This window comes from Flavobacterium okayamense (assembly GCF_019702945.1).
Lineage (GTDB): Bacteria > Bacteroidota > Bacteroidia > Flavobacteriales > Flavobacteriaceae > Flavobacterium > Flavobacterium okayamense.
Genome location: NZ_AP024749.1, coordinates 2647524 through 2664079, shown reverse-complemented (window position 1 = coordinate 2664079; position 16556 = coordinate 2647524). Strand labels below are relative to the sequence as shown.

22 protein-coding genes are annotated in these 16556 nt (G+C 30.0%); 3 read left to right on the top strand and 19 right to left on the bottom strand.

What is annotated here, in order from left to right; translation table 11 throughout:
- Positions 1–94 precede the first annotated feature (94 nt).
- The 6 genes from KK2020170_RS12525 to KK2020170_RS12500 form a co-directional block, all read right to left on the bottom strand.
- The gene (locus tag KK2020170_RS12525) at positions 95–484 is read right to left on the bottom strand and encodes a DUF1801 domain-containing protein (RefSeq protein ID WP_221258663.1); all 390 of its coding nucleotides are present in this window, start codon (positions 482–484) and stop codon (positions 95–97) included.
- Between the two features lie 55 nt (positions 485–539).
- Complete coding sequence (locus KK2020170_RS12520) at positions 540–1487, bottom strand: hypothetical protein (RefSeq protein ID WP_221258662.1); 948 nt, start codon at positions 1485–1487, stop codon at positions 540–542.
- A gap of 183 nt (positions 1488–1670) precedes the next feature.
- Entirely contained in the window at positions 1671–2138 is a 468-nt protein-coding gene (locus KK2020170_RS12515; protein WP_221258661.1) for a hypothetical protein, read from the bottom strand.
- A 10-nt stretch (positions 2139–2148) separates the two neighbouring features.
- The gene (locus tag KK2020170_RS12510) at positions 2149–2616 is read right to left on the bottom strand and encodes a hypothetical protein (protein ID WP_221258660.1); all 468 of its coding nucleotides are present in this window, start codon (positions 2614–2616) and stop codon (positions 2149–2151) included.
- A 79-nt stretch (positions 2617–2695) separates the two neighbouring features.
- Positions 2696–3244, bottom strand: coding sequence for a PepSY-associated TM helix domain-containing protein (locus KK2020170_RS12505; protein WP_221258659.1), 549 nt, complete (start codon positions 3242–3244; stop codon positions 2696–2698).
- A 6-nt stretch (positions 3245–3250) separates the two neighbouring features.
- Positions 3251–5419, bottom strand: a complete 2169-nt coding sequence (locus KK2020170_RS12500) for a TonB-dependent siderophore receptor (protein WP_221258658.1) — start codon at positions 5417–5419, stop codon at positions 3251–3253.
- A gap of 189 nt (positions 5420–5608) precedes the next feature.
- On the opposite strand from KK2020170_RS12500, the gene prfA reads away from it, so the two are divergent.
- Positions 5609–6682, top strand: a complete 1074-nt coding sequence (gene prfA / locus KK2020170_RS12495; protein WP_221258657.1) for a peptide chain release factor 1 — start codon at positions 5609–5611, stop codon at positions 6680–6682.
- 38 nt (positions 6683–6720) lie between these two features.
- Here prfA and KK2020170_RS12490 read toward each other — a convergent pair whose 3' ends face one another.
- The 12 genes from KK2020170_RS12490 to KK2020170_RS12435 form a co-directional block, all read right to left on the bottom strand.
- On the bottom strand, positions 6721–7401 hold the full coding sequence (locus KK2020170_RS12490) for a YiaD family glycine zipper/OmpA-like lipoprotein (RefSeq protein WP_221258656.1): 681 nt from the start codon (positions 7399–7401) through the stop codon (positions 6721–6723).
- 47 nt (positions 7402–7448) lie between these two features.
- A complete protein-coding gene (locus KK2020170_RS12485) occupies positions 7449–7913 on the bottom strand; it encodes a lipocalin family protein (protein WP_221258655.1) in 465 nt (154 codons plus the stop codon).
- A 41-nt stretch (positions 7914–7954) separates the two neighbouring features.
- The gene (locus tag KK2020170_RS12480) at positions 7955–8605 is read right to left on the bottom strand and encodes a DUF6565 domain-containing protein (protein ID WP_221258654.1); all 651 of its coding nucleotides are present in this window, start codon (positions 8603–8605) and stop codon (positions 7955–7957) included.
- A 10-nt stretch (positions 8606–8615) separates the two neighbouring features.
- Positions 8616–8957, bottom strand: coding sequence for a hypothetical protein (locus KK2020170_RS12475; RefSeq protein WP_221258653.1), 342 nt, complete (start codon positions 8955–8957; stop codon positions 8616–8618).
- Positions 8938–9300, bottom strand: a complete 363-nt coding sequence (locus KK2020170_RS12470; RefSeq protein WP_221258652.1) for a hypothetical protein — start codon at positions 9298–9300, stop codon at positions 8938–8940. The genes KK2020170_RS12475 and KK2020170_RS12470 overlap by 20 nt, the downstream gene beginning before the upstream one ends.
- 6 nt (positions 9301–9306) lie before the next feature.
- Positions 9307–9543 carry a YtxH domain-containing protein gene (locus tag KK2020170_RS12465; RefSeq protein ID WP_221258651.1) on the bottom strand — a complete coding sequence of 79 codons (237 nt, stop codon included), beginning with the start codon at positions 9541–9543 and terminating at the stop codon, positions 9307–9309.
- An 11-nt stretch (positions 9544–9554) separates the two neighbouring features.
- Entirely contained in the window at positions 9555–9710 is a 156-nt protein-coding gene (locus KK2020170_RS12460) for a lmo0937 family membrane protein (RefSeq protein ID WP_221258650.1), read from the bottom strand.
- Between the two features lie 19 nt (positions 9711–9729).
- Positions 9730–10350 carry a porin family protein gene (locus KK2020170_RS12455; protein ID WP_221258649.1) on the bottom strand — a complete coding sequence of 207 codons (621 nt, stop codon included), beginning with the start codon at positions 10348–10350 and terminating at the stop codon, positions 9730–9732.
- 14 nt (positions 10351–10364) lie between these two features.
- Positions 10365–10904 (bottom strand): hypothetical protein, encoded by a 540-nt coding sequence (locus KK2020170_RS12450; protein WP_221258648.1) that lies wholly within the window; start codon positions 10902–10904, stop codon positions 10365–10367.
- 161 nt (positions 10905–11065) lie between these two features.
- Positions 11066–12763 (bottom strand): sensor histidine kinase, encoded by a 1698-nt coding sequence (locus KK2020170_RS12445; protein ID WP_221258647.1) that lies wholly within the window; start codon positions 12761–12763, stop codon positions 11066–11068.
- A 68-nt stretch (positions 12764–12831) separates the two neighbouring features.
- On the bottom strand, positions 12832–13278 hold the full coding sequence (locus KK2020170_RS12440) for a response regulator (protein WP_221258646.1): 447 nt from the start codon (positions 13276–13278) through the stop codon (positions 12832–12834).
- Between the two features lie 3 nt (positions 13279–13281).
- Entirely contained in the window at positions 13282–13845 is a 564-nt protein-coding gene (locus tag KK2020170_RS12435) for a helix-turn-helix domain-containing protein (RefSeq protein ID WP_221258645.1), read from the bottom strand.
- A 136-nt stretch (positions 13846–13981) separates the two neighbouring features.
- Between KK2020170_RS12435 and pyrF the strand changes: the two genes are divergently transcribed.
- Together pyrF and KK2020170_RS12425 are read left to right on the top strand one after the other, a co-directional pair.
- Positions 13982–14797, top strand: a complete 816-nt coding sequence (gene pyrF, locus KK2020170_RS12430) for an orotidine-5'-phosphate decarboxylase (protein ID WP_221258644.1) — start codon at positions 13982–13984, stop codon at positions 14795–14797.
- A gap of 11 nt (positions 14798–14808) precedes the next feature.
- Positions 14809–15606, top strand: coding sequence for an ABC transporter substrate-binding protein (locus tag KK2020170_RS12425; protein ID WP_390641507.1), 798 nt, complete (start codon positions 14809–14811; stop codon positions 15604–15606).
- A gap of 196 nt (positions 15607–15802) precedes the next feature.
- Here KK2020170_RS12425 and KK2020170_RS12420 read toward each other — a convergent pair whose 3' ends face one another.
- On the bottom strand, positions 15803–16507 hold the full coding sequence (locus KK2020170_RS12420) for a DUF4197 domain-containing protein (RefSeq protein ID WP_221258642.1): 705 nt from the start codon (positions 16505–16507) through the stop codon (positions 15803–15805).
- Positions 16508–16556: the final 49 nt, after the last annotated feature.

Genomic DNA, 16556 nt, shown 5'->3' with positions numbered 1-16556 from the left:
ATTTCGGACTACTATCATACCATATTGGCAAGATTGGCGAAGGGTTTACTAGTTTTTTTTGTTTTTGCAAACAAAATCAAATATAAAAATAAATTCACAACTTCACCAAGATACCTTTACGTTTTACAATATTTTTATAATCATATTGTATAGTCGTAGCTTTTTGTAGCCAGCGTTTCAGGTCGGTTTCGTTAATTTCGGTTTCGTTGGTGTAAAACAACGAAGCATCTTTAAACTTTTTACCTAATACGTTAAGTTGCGGTTCATCAAAGTCGGCACCGCTCCAAAACATCAAGCGTATACCTGCTTTTTGTTTGCTATAGCCTACAATAGGGTTGCCGTCTAAAAACCAAACGGGGTGCGCATGCCAAATCTTATGTTCGGCTTTTAACAGGTTTTCGTTAATAATGTGGTATAACGTATCGCAAATTTCTTTTTCGGTAGGCGATAGGTTGTTATGGTAATATGCAATCTCTTGGTTCATAATTTAAAAGTAGTTAAAAATTACGAATTATGAATTATGAGTTACTAATTACTAGTTACTTATCCCTTTTCTTATCCGTTAAAATGTATAACCCATCTTTTGCTCGTTTACCATAAATAGCGATGGCTTCTTTAGATTCAAAAAATAAAAAGTCTTTGTTGTTGATGTCGCACGTACTTTTTTTCCCTTCTTGGGCTTTTTGAAATTCTTTATAACTGGTTTCCTTTCCGTTTACTAATACAATCGGGCTATAATCTGCAGGATAACCAATAATACCTCCAAGATATATTTCGAGCTTTGTTGCTTTAATATTGAAATCAGATTTTAATTCGGATTTTGTCAAAATGTAATCGGCACCTTGGTAACCAAATTGTGATTCTTTTTCTTCCGTTTTTTTGGCATTCCAGTAAAGAACTCGAACTACATTGTCATCGTCTATTAATTCATTTGGAATTTCCATCGAAAAAGTACCATCAAAATCAGTATATACTCTAAATTGCTTTTGTGCATTAGCAAAAATGATTTCGGCATTTTCAATAGGTTTACCCGTTTTTTCAGAAGTTACTTTGCCTTTAAATGTAGTAACGTTCGGTACAGTAGGTTGTTCTGGTTTAGTTTTTGTTTTTTTGTTTTCCAATTGATTTGAAGAGTTAGTTGACGCGATTTGTTCGGTTTCTACACTAACTTTTCCTTTTGTAGTATTTTGGCATCCAATTAAAGTTGAAGCTATCATTATACCCGCTGCAACATTTTTAAAAGGGAAATTAATTTCATGTGTTGGCTTGGTATCGAGTAAAGGCATTTTTAATTGATCACTCGTAACTCGAGCATATATGTTACCTTTCGATTTTGAAAGAATTTTTGAGATTTCAATTTGACTTAATTGTGTAAAATCGATAACGTTTTTAGAACATAAATCACAAAAACTGCCGTTATCATTTGGAGTCATATTTTCCCATTTCTCTTCACAAGGCTTTTCAATTTTTAAAAAATTTGCTTTCATAGTTTTTGTGATTTACGATATTATAATTAACTATATAACATCGTTTTTTTGTTTCTATTATAGTGCTGTTTGTTTTTTTCTGGTTTAAAGTTAAACAAAATACTACAATCCATAACGTTCGGTATATTATCTAACTTGCAAAGTAATTTTATCATAGCTTCGAGTTTATTAAAATATTTTAGCTTATTGATCGAAATCGAAAGTATGTGTCCATTTTTGAATTAAGACTTTATTATTGGCTTTATAAACAGCATCTTTGAATTTTTCAAATTCATTATTGAATAGCCTAGGAAGAATTCGTACAGATTTCTCTGTTACATAGTTATCTGTATATTTTATTTTCCACATTTTACGTTTGTTAATTTCAAGTGAAGTCAGTTTAATTACATGAATGTTTTTAAGCGGAATACGTTCTTCTCCATTTTTGCTTGTAATAAACATATGATTTTGATCGAATTCAACTTTTTTAGCACTGTCGAAAATAAAATAAAGTAGCACACAAACAATTGCTGAAATGCAAATGCCAATAAGTGCTTCATTTTCTCTATTATGGCTGTTAATTAAGTTTACAATACTATATAGAAGTGCCATAAACACTACAGCTGGTATAAAACGAACCCATCTTAAGTTCGTGGAAATTCTTTTTTTCATGGTAGTTTAATTAAGGAAGGCCTTTTCTTGGAATTTGAGGTTTCCAAGGTAAAATATGTAAGTTCTTATAAAATTTGAGATAAGTAGATTCTGAAAGAATTTCAACTTTAATTTGATAACTTTTATCATCAAAATATATGGTGTCTACTTTTAATTCAAAATCGCCATTCAAAGCCCTTTCATTAGATGATAATGAAATTATCTTTTTATTGTTTTCCTTTCTTATTGAAAAATGAGCACTAATTTTTTCTTGATGTAAATAAATAGAATCTGTCCAATCGCTTATAGATATTTGCTCTCGACTAATATCTTTAAAAATACTATCAATTATACTATTTGGAAAAACCTTTTTATTGTTAAGTACTATTTCTTCAGGATCCCAATTACCTTCAATATTTATTTTGTCGGTTTTGTAAAATGCTAAATAAAATAACGCAACGATAAAAGTAATAACACTAATTATTTTGAGATATTTCAAGAAATGAATTTTTAAAATATGATTTCAAATATAAATAAAAAACAAAAATCCCAACTTCTAGAAGTTGGGATTTTTAACTTTAAAAAACTAACAAGAAAATGATAGGGAAAAGCATTCCGATTAGCGTTAATTTCCAACCGTAGCGCTTAAAGATGTGTTTTCCATGTTTTACCATCATGGCACCTGTTATGGCAATTATAATTAATGAAATTCCAAAAATATCAGAAAAGTAAATCCACCACGCTGAAGTATTTTTGTGCAACTTCATAGCTTGACTTACAATAGGTGTTTTTATGAATTGTACCATTTCGCCTTTACCTGTTTTTACATCCACTTCAATTTCAGCACTTTCTAGTTGTATTCTTAAAGTTCCTTTACGAACCATATGGCGACGAACTTTTCCAACTAATCCTAAATCACTAGCCGTTTTTTGAGCAAATTCTTCGGTTATTTCACTTTCACTTTTAGGCAATTGCAATTCGACAGGTTTACTTTCGATAGTAATTTTTTCTGGATGCCAATGTTCTCTGTGATTCATTAATATTCCAGAAAAAGCAAATGTTACAATTAATCCAAGATAGAAATAACCTAAATCGCGATGTAAGTCTCTAATTTTTTGTGCTTTCATTTCTGTTTAAAAATTATAAGCTAATGCTAATGAATAGTTTCTTGGGGCAATAGGGTTTAAGCTATTATCGTCGTGTGCATTATAGTTTAATTCGTTAAAGATGTTACCCAATTTTGCTCTTAAAGTAAAGCTTTTAATAGTGTAACTTGCTGTAGCATCTGATTGAAAATAATCGCTTAAGTAAATTAATTGTCTCGAATCATTATTTACTTGAACTCTTGTAGAACGACCTGCATAACGCGTTCCGAAATACGTATTAATTAATCCGAAGCTTAATCCTTTTAATGAACCATCTAAAAACTCGTAGTTGAAACTTAAGTTGGCTGTGTTTTTAGGATTGTAACGTAATAAACTTCCTTCTACATAATATTCGCTATCTAAGAATTTAGTTTCGTTAAAACTATATCCAGCAATTATAGAGAAACCTTTGAAAGCACTATAATTTACATCGATTTCTACACCTTGACTTCTTACTGTTCCTGCTAAAACTTTAATGTAATTGTAGGAGTTATTATTTGCTAACGATTGTTGGTAATTCTTATCATTTGTGATTTGGTAAGCAATAACATTAAATCCTAATTTATTGTTGAAGAATTTGTTTTTTACACCAATTTCATATTGATCAATAATTGAAGGTTCTAAAGCCTTACCATTTTCGTCTTGTCCAGAATTTGTCTCAAATGAATTGGAATAAGTCGCAAATAATGTGTGGTTTTTTGTTGGTTGATAAATTAAACCAAATCTTGGTGAAAAAGCATCATCATATTGATTTGAAGGCTCATTTTTATTTGTGCTATATGTAAATACATTACTTTCAGTATCTTGATACGTATAGCGAACACCCGCTAATACTTTCCATTTTTCTGATAAAGTAACTAAATCTTGAACATAAACTCCGAAACGACTTGTTGGAGCAGTTGTTAAAGTTGTAGCTGTCATAGTAGGAATTGCTTCTTCTAATGAAGGATCGTATTCTTCAAAAATGTTAATTTGATCGTAAGCAACATTTTGATAACGTGTTGCATAGTTTTTGAAGTTTTCTACATCAGCACCAAATAAGAAATTATGTTCGATTTTTCCTGTTGCAAATAAACCATTTAAGTTAGCTTGTTGTGTAAAATAATTGTCTTTAGCATCCGCTTTTTGAATACTTCTGTCCCAATCTCCATTAGCTAAAACACCTCCACCACTTGTGTTAGGGCGAGTATTTGAGAATAATTCAGTTTTAAAATAACGAATACCATTAATGAAGTTAATATTCCAAGCATCGTTAATTTTATGAGTAAGTGTTATAGTATTCGAGAATTGCTCTGAATCGTAATATCCCCAAGTTACTCCTAAAAATCTATCGCGAGGTAAATCAACTACTTCATAATCAATTACGCCAGCACCAAAATCGGGAGTTCTTGAATCGTTTATATAATCAGCTTCAACTAATAATTTTGTTTTTTCGTTTAGCTTAACTTCAAACGATGGGTTGAAATAGTAACGTTCCGATTGTACAAAGTTTCTAAAGCTTTCTCCATTGGTATAGCTTCCATTTACACGAAAAGCAACTTTTTTGTTTTTACCAATAGCATTGTATACATCAAAAGAAGGTTGGTACGTATTAAAACTGCTTTGTGCAAAACCAGCTTCACCACCAAATTCGTATTTAGGTTTCTTGGTAACCAAGTTCATAATTCCACCAGGAGCAACGTTACCATATAACATAGCAGTACTACCTTTTAAGAATTCAACTTTTTCTAAACCAGAAGTTTCAATCATCATTCCGTTGTAATAACGAATACCGTTTTTGAAAGTATTATTGCTACCTAAATTGAATCCACGAGATGCAATTTCTTCTTGGTAACCACCAGTTGTTCCCATTATATATACACCATTGGCATTTTTCAATACATCTGTTAATGTAGTAACTTGTTGTTGCTTTAAAACTTCAGAAGTAACAATTGAAGAAGCTTGTGGTAAGTCCATTTCTTTAATTTTTGCTTTGCCACTAGTTAATTCTTTGTCTTTATTTTTGCCATCTACTACTACTTCATTTAAGTTGTATTTCTTTACCTTAACAGTGTCGTTTTCAATAGTTAATTCTACCTTTTTGGCTTCAAAATGTTCTTGTGATAATCCAATTGTGCTGAATACTGCTGTTGTTAGTGCTGTTAAATATATTTTCATTTTATTTAGATTTATTTAAAATAACGACGCAAAAATATAACTGAATTTTTAATCTACAAAGTTTATTTAGATTAATTTTAAATAAAATTTATAACTGATTGATTTACAAAAAAATATTAAACCATAAGTGTAATAGATGAAGTAAACAGAATTTTACGTAAATTTGCACTCCTAAAATTATCAAACACAATGTTAGAGAGATTACAATATGTAAAACAACGTTTCGATGAAGTGTCAGATTTAATTATCCAACCGGATGTTATTGCTGACCAGAAGCGTTATGTACAGTTGAATAAAGAATATAAAGATTTAAAAGCGCTTGTTGAAAAACGCGAAGAATATATTAATGTAACGGGAAATATTGCTGAGGCTAAAGAAATCATTGCAGACGGTTCGGATGCGGAAATGGTTGAAATGGCAAAAATGCAATTAGACGAAGCACAAGATAGATTACCAGAATTAGAGGATGAAATCAAATTCATGTTGATTCCTAAAGATCCGGAAGATGCGAAAAACGTAATGGTTGAGATTCGTGCTGGAACGGGTGGGGATGAAGCTTCTATTTTTGCAGGTGATTTATTTAAAATGTACACACGTTATTGCGAATCTAAAGGTTGGAGAACTTCGGTTGTAGATTTAAACGAAGGAACAGCTGGAGGATATAAAGAAGTTATTTTTGAAGTTACAGGTGAAGATGTTTACGGAACTTTGAAATATGAAGCGGGTGTGCACCGTGTACAACGTGTACCTCAAACGGAAACTCAAGGACGTGTTCATACATCGGCGGCAACTGTTATGGTTTTACCTGAAGCGGAAGAATTTGATGTACAAATTGATATGAATGATGTTCGAATCGATTTATTCTGTTCGTCTGGTCCTGGAGGGCAATCGGTAAATACAACGAAATCTGCTGTTCGTATGACGCACATTCCAACAGGATTAGTTGCACAATGTCAGGATGAAAAATCACAGCACAAAAATAAAGATAAAGCTTTACAAGTATTACGTTCACGTTTATATGAAATGGAATTAGCGAAAAAGCAAGAAGAAGACGCTAAGAAACGTAATTCGCAAGTAAGCTCTGGTGACCGTTCGGCTAAAATTAGAACCTACAACTATCCACAAGGACGTGTAACCGATCACAGAATTGGAATGGATATTTTTGATATGGATGGCGTTATGAATGGAAAAATTCAGAAGTTTATTGATGAACTTCAGCTTGTTGCCAATACAGAAAAATTAAAAGAATCGGAAGTATTCTAAAAATAAAAAAGCTAGCAATTTGCTAGCTTTTTTTATGATTATTGTGCTTGTTTTTCGGCATCTTCAATCATTTTATTGTTGGCAAGTATGGCAAACTCAACCCTACGATTGTTTGCTCTACCGCTTGTTGTTTCATTAGAATCAATAGGTTCTGTTTCACCCATTCCTACGATTTCAAATCTAGACCTTACTAATCCTTTAGACGACAAGTAATTTTTTACAGATTCTGCTCGATCTACAGATAAATTCATGTTGTAACTTTCATCACCTGTACTATCTGTATGACCATAGATAATAATATTAGTATCTGGGTAATCTTTAAAAACTCCGACTAATTTATCTAAGTTTGCTTTTGCAGTTGAGGTTAAAGACGATTTGTTTAAATCGAAATTAACAGAGTTTTCATTAAGCGTTAATTTAATACCTTCTCCAACGCGCTCAACTTTTGCACTAGGTAATTGTTGTTCAATCTCACGAGCTTGTTTATCCATTTGTCTACCAATAAGTCCGCCCGTAATACCACCGACTACACCACCTATGATGGCACCTTCTGCACCGCGTCCACCTTTTCCAAGGTTATTGCCTAAAACACCACCAAGAATTGCACCTCCGGTAGCACCTATCACAGCTCCTTTTTGAGTGTTATTTGCATTTTTAACCGATTTACATTGAACCAGCATAGTTGCACTTAATAATAGTATAGCTAATTTTTTACTCATTAGTATACATTTTATTTTTTTATATGTGTGAATATTTGAATTCATGACTAAATACGTGTAAAAGTTATTTCTATTTGAACTGTACTATTTGAAATCATAGCTTTATCTCTTAGAATAAATGAATTAGCATTTACGGGAATATAATCTACCACATAGCCAGTTTCTGTTTTTCTACTGGATTCTGAATTTAAAAACTTCAGAACCATTTGTCCGTCTCTATTGATATACCAAGTAATGTTTCGAGTAGCTGCACAATTGTTTGGAAAAACTACTGTTCCTTTATTATTGTTTGAAACAAAGTTCCAAGTACTATTTGTAAAACAATCGCTCTTAGCAATATCAAAATGATTTACTTGAATATAATTTGAATTGGGATATTCAATGTTTGAAATGATCCAATCTCCTTTTACATTTCGTTGTGCTTCATAATCTACATAATTATCAACAGCCGATGTTGATTTACAGCTAATGAAGAATACTGAAGCAATAATTATAAATACAATATTTTTCATAGTATTAATTTTAAAAAAAGGCTCATAATTGAGCCTTTTAATTATTCTTTAGCTTCATTGTTTTCTTCAGCTTTTGCTCCCATACGATTTACGGTGTACATTGGACTAAATTCTACTTTTAAAGCTGCAATTTTTAAGTTATCTTCAGTTGATAAACCTTCATTTTCAACCGTGTTTTTACGAGTGTCTAAAGCCTCATACAATAATTTAATTTCATCCCAATCTTCACGTGAATAACTGTCTTTGTTTTCTTTAACTGTATTTACAAAGTTTTCATACACACTTAGAATGTTATCTTTGTTTACCCAAGCAAAAGACATATCATCGCCAACTTTATTCATTCCAAACAATGAATTTCTTAACTCTTCTTTGTGCATTTTTGCTTTCGTTTTTTGAACTTCCATTTGATAGGTTTCAAAGGTCATAGAAGCTGATTCAATTTCATTTTCAGCTTTTGTTTTATCTTCTACACCAACTATAGCGCTTTCGGCTTTCATTTTTTTAGTATCATACTCTGCGGCAATAACATCCCAGTTAGATGATGAATTTTCCATACTTAAATCACTAACCGAGTCTACGTAAGTTGTATATTCGGAAACTAATTTTTGAGCTTCTTTTTCTTTAGTGTTATCACAGGCAACAAATGCAGTTGCTAGTAATAAAGTTCCTACTGTTAATTTTAAATTTTTCATAGCATTTTTTTTAATGATTATTTGATTGTAAAAAGGTTTGAACCTTTTTGTATATAATAGATTTTAAAATAGAAGAGGTTATGTTACTCATAATTGAATTTGAGTTTTTAAAAATCATTCTTTTTATGAGATAACTCAATGTTGAACGCAATCCTATCTTAAAGATTGAATTTTTTAGTTTCTTATTGCTTAAAGCGTTATCAATAATATTGGAAACAATATGGGTTGGCTTTAGGCTTTCATAAGTTATTTCTAGCTGTTCTTTAAGCGCTTCAAAATCACTTTTTTGTTGTGCTTCAAGTATAACTATTCTTTCTTCGAGTTTCTCTATTCTACTTTTCTTCTTCTTCATCTGGTGTGATTAAGATTTTTAAAAGAATGGTATCTTGAAGTTTGTTTGAGATTTCATCTTTAAAAATATAAACTAAACATGCAATTAAAAGATAAAAAAACGAAACAATTAGAAAGCCTAAATAATAACTGCCAATCCATTTTCCAACCAATAAGGCTAGTGCAATGTTGATGAAAGACACAAAGAATAGTGTAATTATAAAAAGTGTTACGTATAATAATAATATTGAAACAACAGAACTTGATTTACCAATAAACTTTAGTTTATGTAACTCAAAAGTTGTTCTTGTGTAGTTTTCAACTTTTTCAAATACTTCTTCTAATACAATTTTTTGATCTTTCATGATTTCTTATTTTTTTGCAGCCTCTTTTATATCTTCTGCTTTTTCGGCTAACTGTTCATACTTGCCTTCCATTTTTTCTATGAATTCATCAAATTCTGTTTGTAAATCTGACTTAATGTTTGAGGCTTTTTGTTTAATTTTTTTTCTAGTTTTAGAACCTTTGTCTGGTGCCAATAAAATTCCTGCAATTGCTCCTGCAGCAACACCGCCTAAGATTCCTAATAATACATTACTATTTTTCATAATTTTAAATTTTAAATTTTTCTACTTCCGTTAATAATTCTTAATAGTATAGCTACTACAGCTATAGCGAGTAATAGGTGAATTAAGTTTCCAAAACTTCCTACGTATAGTCCTAATGCCCAAAGTATAATTAGGACTATTGCGATTAAATACAATAAATTTCCCATGGCATTAAATTTTTGAGGGTTAAAATTTTAGTGCTAAATACAAGTTCCATGCGCTATTTTTAGCACCATTAAAGTTGTCATTTTTATCAATATCGTTTAGTCCGTAATTGTAACGAGCTCCTATAGATATTGTATTAAAGTCGAATCCTAATCCGGCAGATAAACCATAATCTAGTTTGTTAAAATCGTCAGTATCATAAGTTAACGTACTTACGTTTTCTCCACTCTCATTTACAACATCAGTTTTTGCATCTAACAAGTAGGCAAAATAAGGACCGGCATGTAAATTAAAATTAGGCACAACATTTAATTTTAATAGTACGGGTACTTCCAAATAACTAAGTTTAAATTTTGATTTGTAAGTTTCTCCCAAAATTGTGTTTTGTACTTCTGAACCTTTTCTTGAGAAATTAACCTCTGGCACAATTGCTACTCCTTGTGTTAATGGTAATTCTACAAACATACCTGCATGAAAACTTGTAAGCATATTAGTATCATCAACTTCATCTACATAAAGATTCGTAAAGTTTAAACCACCTTTAAATCCAAATCTAGCATTCGATGTTTTTGTGTTTGTTTCCTGTGCATTTGCCAATGTTATTCCGAATAAGCATAAGGCAATTAAAATTCTCTTTTTCATAGCATTTTTTTTAATTAGTAATTATTTAGAGCAAAATCGATTTCACTGAGTGAACTGTTTAATTCTTCTATTGAATTTGAAGCTAATTTTTCAATTTCAACATTATTTGTATTTTCTTTTATTAATTCATATTCTTCAACTTCCTCTTTAATCAGTTTTTCTAAAGCCACTAGATAAACATAGTTTCTATTTTTAGCTAAACTGTCATTAATATTAATTAAGCCTTCTTCATATGTTGTATCTGGAATTATTATTAGATTTTTCTTTGCAATCGATTTTATACGTTTATTCATTTTTATATGATTAATCTTTATATCTGCAATTATTTTTTTTGTCTTTTGATCTAATAAACTATCATTTGTTAATTGTGTAATCCCAACAATTTTTAAGTTTAAACTTGTTATATCGTTTAAAAATTGAGTATTAACTTTATTGTTAATGTCTTCATTAATTATTTCTAAAATCACATTATTCTTTTTATCTTCTTTTTTACATGAAATGAAGAGTAACAACATTAGGTTTAAAAGCACAATTTTTTTAATTAAATATCTCATCTAACTATTTCTATCAATTTTATATTACAAAGTTCAGAAATGATGAGTGCGTTTGTGTTATAAGATTTTAATGCATTCTTATAAAATTTTCACAAGAGGCAATAAAAAAAGAGCATTTGTTACCTTAACAAATGCTCTTTTACAATCTTTTTATCCTTAATTTATGCTGGTAAATAAAGTAGGAAAGTGGCTCCTTCGCCAGGTGTACTTTCAGCAAAGATATACCCTTTGTGATTGTCTACTATTTTTTTACAAATGGCTAATCCAACACCAGTTCCAGGATAATCTGTTTTGCCATGAAGCCTTTGAAACAAGTTGAAAATTTTTTCTGCATGTTCTTGTTCAAAACCTATTCCGTTATCTGTGAAAGTGATTCGATAGAATTTTCTTGAATCATTTTCTGGAATTTTAGTATCAGTTTTAGAACTGACCTTTTTACTATTAATTTCAATTATAGGCGAAATATCTTCTTTCGAATATTTTAAACTATTACTAATTAAGTTTGTAAATAGTTGGTTGAGCTGAAAAACAACTCCTTTTATTTTTGGTAGCTTTTTAATTTCAATAGTAGCTTTTTTATCTTTTATAGGTTCAGATAATTCAATAACTATGTTCTCAATTACATCGTTTAGATTAACTTTTTCAAAATCATTTTTAGAACGGCTTGTACGCGAATATTGTAATAAATCATCTATTAAGATTCGCATTCTAGAAGCAGCACTTTTAATTCTATCAAAGTAAGCTTTACCATTATCTGATAATTTATCGAGTTCTTTATCTTCAATTCTTGAAATAAAGGTTTGAATTTTGCGTAAAGGTTCTTGTAAATCGTGGCTTGCTACATGATTAAACTCTGTTAACTCTTTTACAGTTTTTTCAAGTTCAATATTGCGCTCTTCAATTATTTGTGTACTTTCATATTCCTCTGTAATATCTCTTGTTGCTCCAATTAATATTTTATCTCCATTTAAAGTTGTGAACATTTTGCTTTTAACTCTAAGATGTGAAATTTGGTTGTTATCACTTCTAAAAATTCTAAAAGGAAAAGGAGCATTAAATTCTCTTGTTTTAGAAACTGTAAAATTTTCCTGAACACCTTCTAAATCTTCAGGATGAACTAGATTAATAAAGGTTTCAACATCAATGCCTTTTTGATGAGGTTCATAGCCATACAATCTATAAAAATTTTCAGAGAAATAGAATTCATTATTTTTTAGGTTGTAGGTCCAACTACCATATTTACCTAAAATTTCTGCTTGTTTACTAGATTCATCAAAAATGCGTAATTGAGCATTTGAAGTGAGTAGTCTATTATAATTTTTAGATAGTTTTAAATAGCCTAAAACGATTATTAGAATAGCTACTAAAAATGAAGTAAAGATAATTATAGGTGAATTCGAGCTATTTAATTCGTATATCTTATCAGTTGCAACAAGTAAATCTTTCTCATAATCAATCATCTCGTTTACTTCAATGCGTAATGAGTCCATGATTAATTTACCATTTCTGAGGTTGTTTTTAAATTCTCTACCCGTAGAAAATTGCATTTTAAAGTAAACAAATCTGTTGTCAACTAGATTGTATATTTTTTTTAAATGCTCTTGTTGTTTTTCATTATTTCGTGTAGCAATTTTTAGTTTATTAAATGACTGATTAACTCTACTTCGAGCATTTAAATAGGGTTCTAAAAAAATGGAATCGTTAGTTAATGTAAAACCTCTATCTCCAGTTTCAGCATCTTTAATGTGAGAAATTAGTTTTTCTAATTCTATGGCAATTTCATATCTTTTTTGAAGGGCTTCACTTATATTTTCTTGTTCTTTATAATGACGGTAAGTTACCGATGAAAGTGCAATCAAAATAAAGAGAGCTACATAAAATATAGTTCGTATAAATTTTATAGAATTAAAATAACTAGAATTAAACATTATAAGCGTAATAAAAAGTTGTCTTTATTTAAACCTGAAGTATAATATTGCCAATTTGTTGTTACAACATCATTAAGAACTTCCTTAAGAGTATTAAAGTCTGAAGGTTTTTTGATGTAAACATTAGCGCCTAACACAAAAGTGTTTTCAACATCTTCGTCTGAAGAAGAAGTTGAATAAATCGCGATTGCAATGTTTTTAAATTTATCATTTTGCTTAATTTCCTTTAAACAATCAATACCGTTTTTGATAGGCATGTTTAAATCTAGAAAAATGATATGTGGTAAAACACTATCTGGATTGTTTAAATAATCCATTAGCAATTGTCCGTTGTTAAAAGTACTAACAACAGTATTTATTTTAAGTTCGTCAAATGCATCTGTAAATAACAAACGGTCGTCTTCGTCATCATCTGCTAGAGTGATTAACGTGAAATCTTTTTGCATAAATTATACGATTGAATTATTAATTAATTCTCTTCTTTTTTTAACAATTCTTTGGAAAGCAGAAGGAGTGATTCCAGTTGTGTTTTTGAATTGAGAACTTAAATGTGCTACACTTGAATAATTCAGCTGAAAAGCTATTTCAGTTAGGCTCATTTTTTCGTTTGCAATTAATTTTTTTGCAACTTCTATTTTTTGTAAAATAATGAAATTTTCTATCGAAGTGTAAGTAACCTCAGAGAATAAATTAGACAAATATCCGTAACTATGCCCCAAATTATCAGCTAGGTAAGAAGAAAACTTCACGTTTAAAGCTTCCTCTTTTTGAATAGTTTCTACAATTAAGTCTTTCATTCGTTGAACCAATATGTTCTTCTGGTTTTCTATAATTTCGAAACCATATTCTTTTAATTGTTGACTGAGTGATTTATAAATTTCTTCAGGAACATTTTCTAGAAAAAGCACCTCGTTTGTATTTATAAGTGAGTATTTTAGATTAAATGAATCTAATTTTTCTGCTAAAATTTTATTAGCTAAGAAGTTTTGGTCAACCTTAAGAAATAACTTCATATAAAAGTGAATTAGGGTAAATTTACAAATATTAAAGCAAATTTAGAGGCAATCAATACGATTTGTTTTACAAAATTTCAATTAAATTTTACAAATAAACAATGCATTTGTAAATTTGCAACCATAAAACTACAACATGACAACTCAACAACTTTTCGAACAAATACAAAAAAAGAATTCGTTTTTATGCATTGGTTTAGATGTCGATTTAAATAAAATTCCGAAACATTTATTAGAAACTGAAGACCCTATTTTTGAGTTTAACAAAGCTATAATTGATGCCACACATGATTTATGCGTTTCTTATAAACCGAATACTGCTTTTTACGAAGCATATGGAATCAAAGGTTGGCAATCGCTTCAAAAAACAATCAATTACATCAACGAAAAGTATCCTGAAATATTCACCATTGCTGATGCAAAACGGGGTGATATAGGAAATACTTCAACCATGTATGCGAAAGCATTTTTTGATGATTTACAATTCGATAGCGTTACGGTTGCGCCTTATATGGGAAAAGATTCGGTTGAACCTTTTTTAGCATTTGAAAATAAACATACTATTCTATTAGCTTTAACTTCAAATGAAGGGGCTTTTGATTTCCAAACTAAAAATGTTGATGACAGGGAATTATACAAACAAGTTTTAGAAACATCAAAATCTTGGAAAAATTCTGATAACTTAATGTACGTTGTGGGAGCTACAAAAGCAGAATATTTTACTGAGATTAGAAAAATTGTTCCAACTAGCTTTTTATTAGTGCCAGGTGTTGGTGCACAAGGCGGAAGTTTAGCTGAGGTTTGTAAATATGGTTTAGCAGAAAATGTTGGATTATTAATCAATTCTTCTCGTGGAATCATTTATGCTTCAAACGGAACTGATTTTGTTGAAAAGGCTAGAGTAGAAGCTAAAAAGCTTCAAAGTGAAATGAGTGAAATTCTTTCAAAATAAAATTTGTGCCAATAACTTTAACAGACCAAATAGGAATCAAACATACTTTTGAAACCACTCCAAAAAGAATCGTTTCTTTAGTTCCTTCACAAACCGAATTATTATATGATTTAGGTTTAGAAGATTCCATTGTTGGTATCACTAAATTTTGCGTACATCCATTTCATTTTAAATCGACAAAAAATATTGTTGGTGGAACAAAGAATGTAAAGTTTGATAAGATAAAAGAACTTCAGCCCGATATTATTATTTGTAATAAGGAAGAAAATACAAAAGAAATTGTTGAAGAATTACAAGAAATTTGTCCAGTTTGGGTGACTGATATTTATACGATTGAAGATAACACCAAAATGATTCATGATTTTGGTGAATTGTTTAACAAACGAACAGATGCCAAAAAATGGATAGATAAAATTAACTTTTGTCTAGAAGATTTTAAGAATTTCATAAAAGATAAAAAAGAAAATAAAACAGCTTACTTTATTTGGGCAAATCCATATATGGTTGCAGGAAATAATACTTTCATTAATGAATTATTGAAACTAAATAAATTCATAAATATTTACGAAAGAAAAGAAGGACGTTATCCTGAAATTGAACTCAAAAAAATGCGACTTGAAGGTGATCCTGATATCGTTTTACTGTCATCAGAACCTTATCCGTTTAAAGATGAACATGCATTTGAAATTGGACGATTTACACATCACGCTAAAGCAATTTTTGTAGATGGAGAAATGTTTAGTTGGTATGGCTCGAGATTGGTAAAATCTTTCGAGTATTTTAAAGCAATTCATAATAAATTGACATAAAAAAAGCTCCGGTGAGAACTCCGGAGCTATTTTTTAAACTAACCCTAACCAAAATGAGAAAATCATTTATTATTATGATGCAAATATCCGCTTATTTTTCAATAGGTTATGTTAATAAATTGTTATTTATAACTTAATGATTATTAAATTTTTACGAAAACGATTTCATTGTAAAAAATTAACTACAAGAAGTAAATTAATCTTGTAAAGCGAATACTTTTTTCAATAAATCAGATGTTCGAGAAGCAAAATTATTTCGAATATCTTTCTCTTCAACAGCAATCATTTTGAAAACACCATCCATCGCTTTATTTGTCGTATAATCTGTTAAATCAGGATTCACTTTTTTAACTAATGGAATGGAATTGTATTTCGTTATGATTTGATTCCAAACTTTATCAGCACCAACTTTTGAAAATGAGTTTTTAATAACAGGATTAAATTTAGTGTAAAGTGCATTTGAAGTTGTATTCTGAAGATACGTTGTAGCCGAACGATCATCTCCCATTAAAATGTTTTTAGCGTCGTTAAAAGTCATTTGTTTAACCGCATCAACAAAAATTGGTGTAGCTTCTTTTACTGCATCTTCTGCAGCTCGGTTGATCACTTTTAGACCTTCATCGGCTAAATTAGATAAGCCAATATCACGTAGGGTTTTATCTACTTTTTGTAATTCTTCTGGAAGTAAAATTTTAACTGCTTCATTTTTGAAAAAGCCATCAGTAGCTGTTAATTTCGAAACTTGTTTAGTAATTCCATTGTTTAATGCTTCTTTTAAACCGTTCCCAATTTCAGCTTGCGTTAAACCTGTTCCTTGAGGCATTTGATCTAATACTTGTTGCATTTCAGCGCATCCAAATAACGTAAAAGCGAATAAACTAATAAAGATTTTTTTTGTCATAATATTGTATTTTACTTTCAATAGTTACCAAATATAGTGCCTTTTTTTT

Coding starts and splice junctions, on each gene's coding strand:
- KK2020170_RS12465 (WP_221258651.1), bottom strand. CDS start 9,543: ATGAAAAATAGTAATGTATTATTAGGAATCTTAGGCGGTGTTGCTGCA.
- KK2020170_RS12435 (WP_221258645.1), bottom strand. CDS start 13,845: ATGAAGTTATTTCTTAAGGTTGACCAAAACTTCTTAGCTAATAAAATT.
- KK2020170_RS12490 (WP_221258656.1), bottom strand. CDS start 7,401: ATGAGTAAAAAATTAGCTATACTATTATTAAGTGCAACTATGCTGGTT.
- KK2020170_RS12440 (WP_221258646.1), bottom strand. CDS start 13,278: ATGCAAAAAGATTTCACGTTAATCACTCTAGCAGATGATGACGAAGAC.
- pyrF (WP_221258644.1), top strand. CDS start 13,982: ATGACAACTCAACAACTTTTCGAACAAATACAAAAAAAGAATTCGTTT.
- KK2020170_RS12460 (WP_221258650.1), bottom strand. CDS start 9,710: ATGGGAAATTTATTGTATTTAATCGCAATAGTCCTAATTATACTTTGG.
- KK2020170_RS12480 (WP_221258654.1), bottom strand. CDS start 8,605: ATGAAAAATTTAAAATTAACAGTAGGAACTTTATTACTAGCAACTGCA.
- KK2020170_RS12500 (WP_221258658.1), bottom strand. CDS start 5,419: ATGAAAATATATTTAACAGCACTAACAACAGCAGTATTCAGCACAATT.
- KK2020170_RS12485 (WP_221258655.1), bottom strand. CDS start 7,913: ATGAAAAATATTGTATTTATAATTATTGCTTCAGTATTCTTCATTAGC.
- prfA (WP_221258657.1), top strand. CDS start 5,609: ATGTTAGAGAGATTACAATATGTAAAACAACGTTTCGATGAAGTGTCA.
- KK2020170_RS12420 (WP_221258642.1), bottom strand. CDS start 16,507: ATGACAAAAAAAATCTTTATTAGTTTATTCGCTTTTACGTTATTTGGA.
- KK2020170_RS12525 (WP_221258663.1), bottom strand. CDS start 484: ATGAACCAAGAGATTGCATATTACCATAACAACCTATCGCCTACCGAA.
- KK2020170_RS12470 (WP_221258652.1), bottom strand. CDS start 9,300: ATGAAAGATCAAAAAATTGTATTAGAAGAAGTATTTGAAAAAGTTGAA.
- KK2020170_RS12450 (WP_221258648.1), bottom strand. CDS start 10,904: ATGAGATATTTAATTAAAAAAATTGTGCTTTTAAACCTAATGTTGTTA.
- KK2020170_RS12505 (WP_221258659.1), bottom strand. CDS start 3,244: ATGAAAGCACAAAAAATTAGAGACTTACATCGCGATTTAGGTTATTTC.
- KK2020170_RS12455 (WP_221258649.1), bottom strand. CDS start 10,350: ATGAAAAAGAGAATTTTAATTGCCTTATGCTTATTCGGAATAACATTG.
- KK2020170_RS12515 (WP_221258661.1), bottom strand. CDS start 2,138: ATGAAAAAAAGAATTTCCACGAACTTAAGATGGGTTCGTTTTATACCA.
- KK2020170_RS12475 (WP_221258653.1), bottom strand. CDS start 8,957: ATGAAGAAGAAGAAAAGTAGAATAGAGAAACTCGAAGAAAGAATAGTT.
- KK2020170_RS12520 (WP_221258662.1), bottom strand. CDS start 1,487: ATGAAAGCAAATTTTTTAAAAATTGAAAAGCCTTGTGAAGAGAAATGG.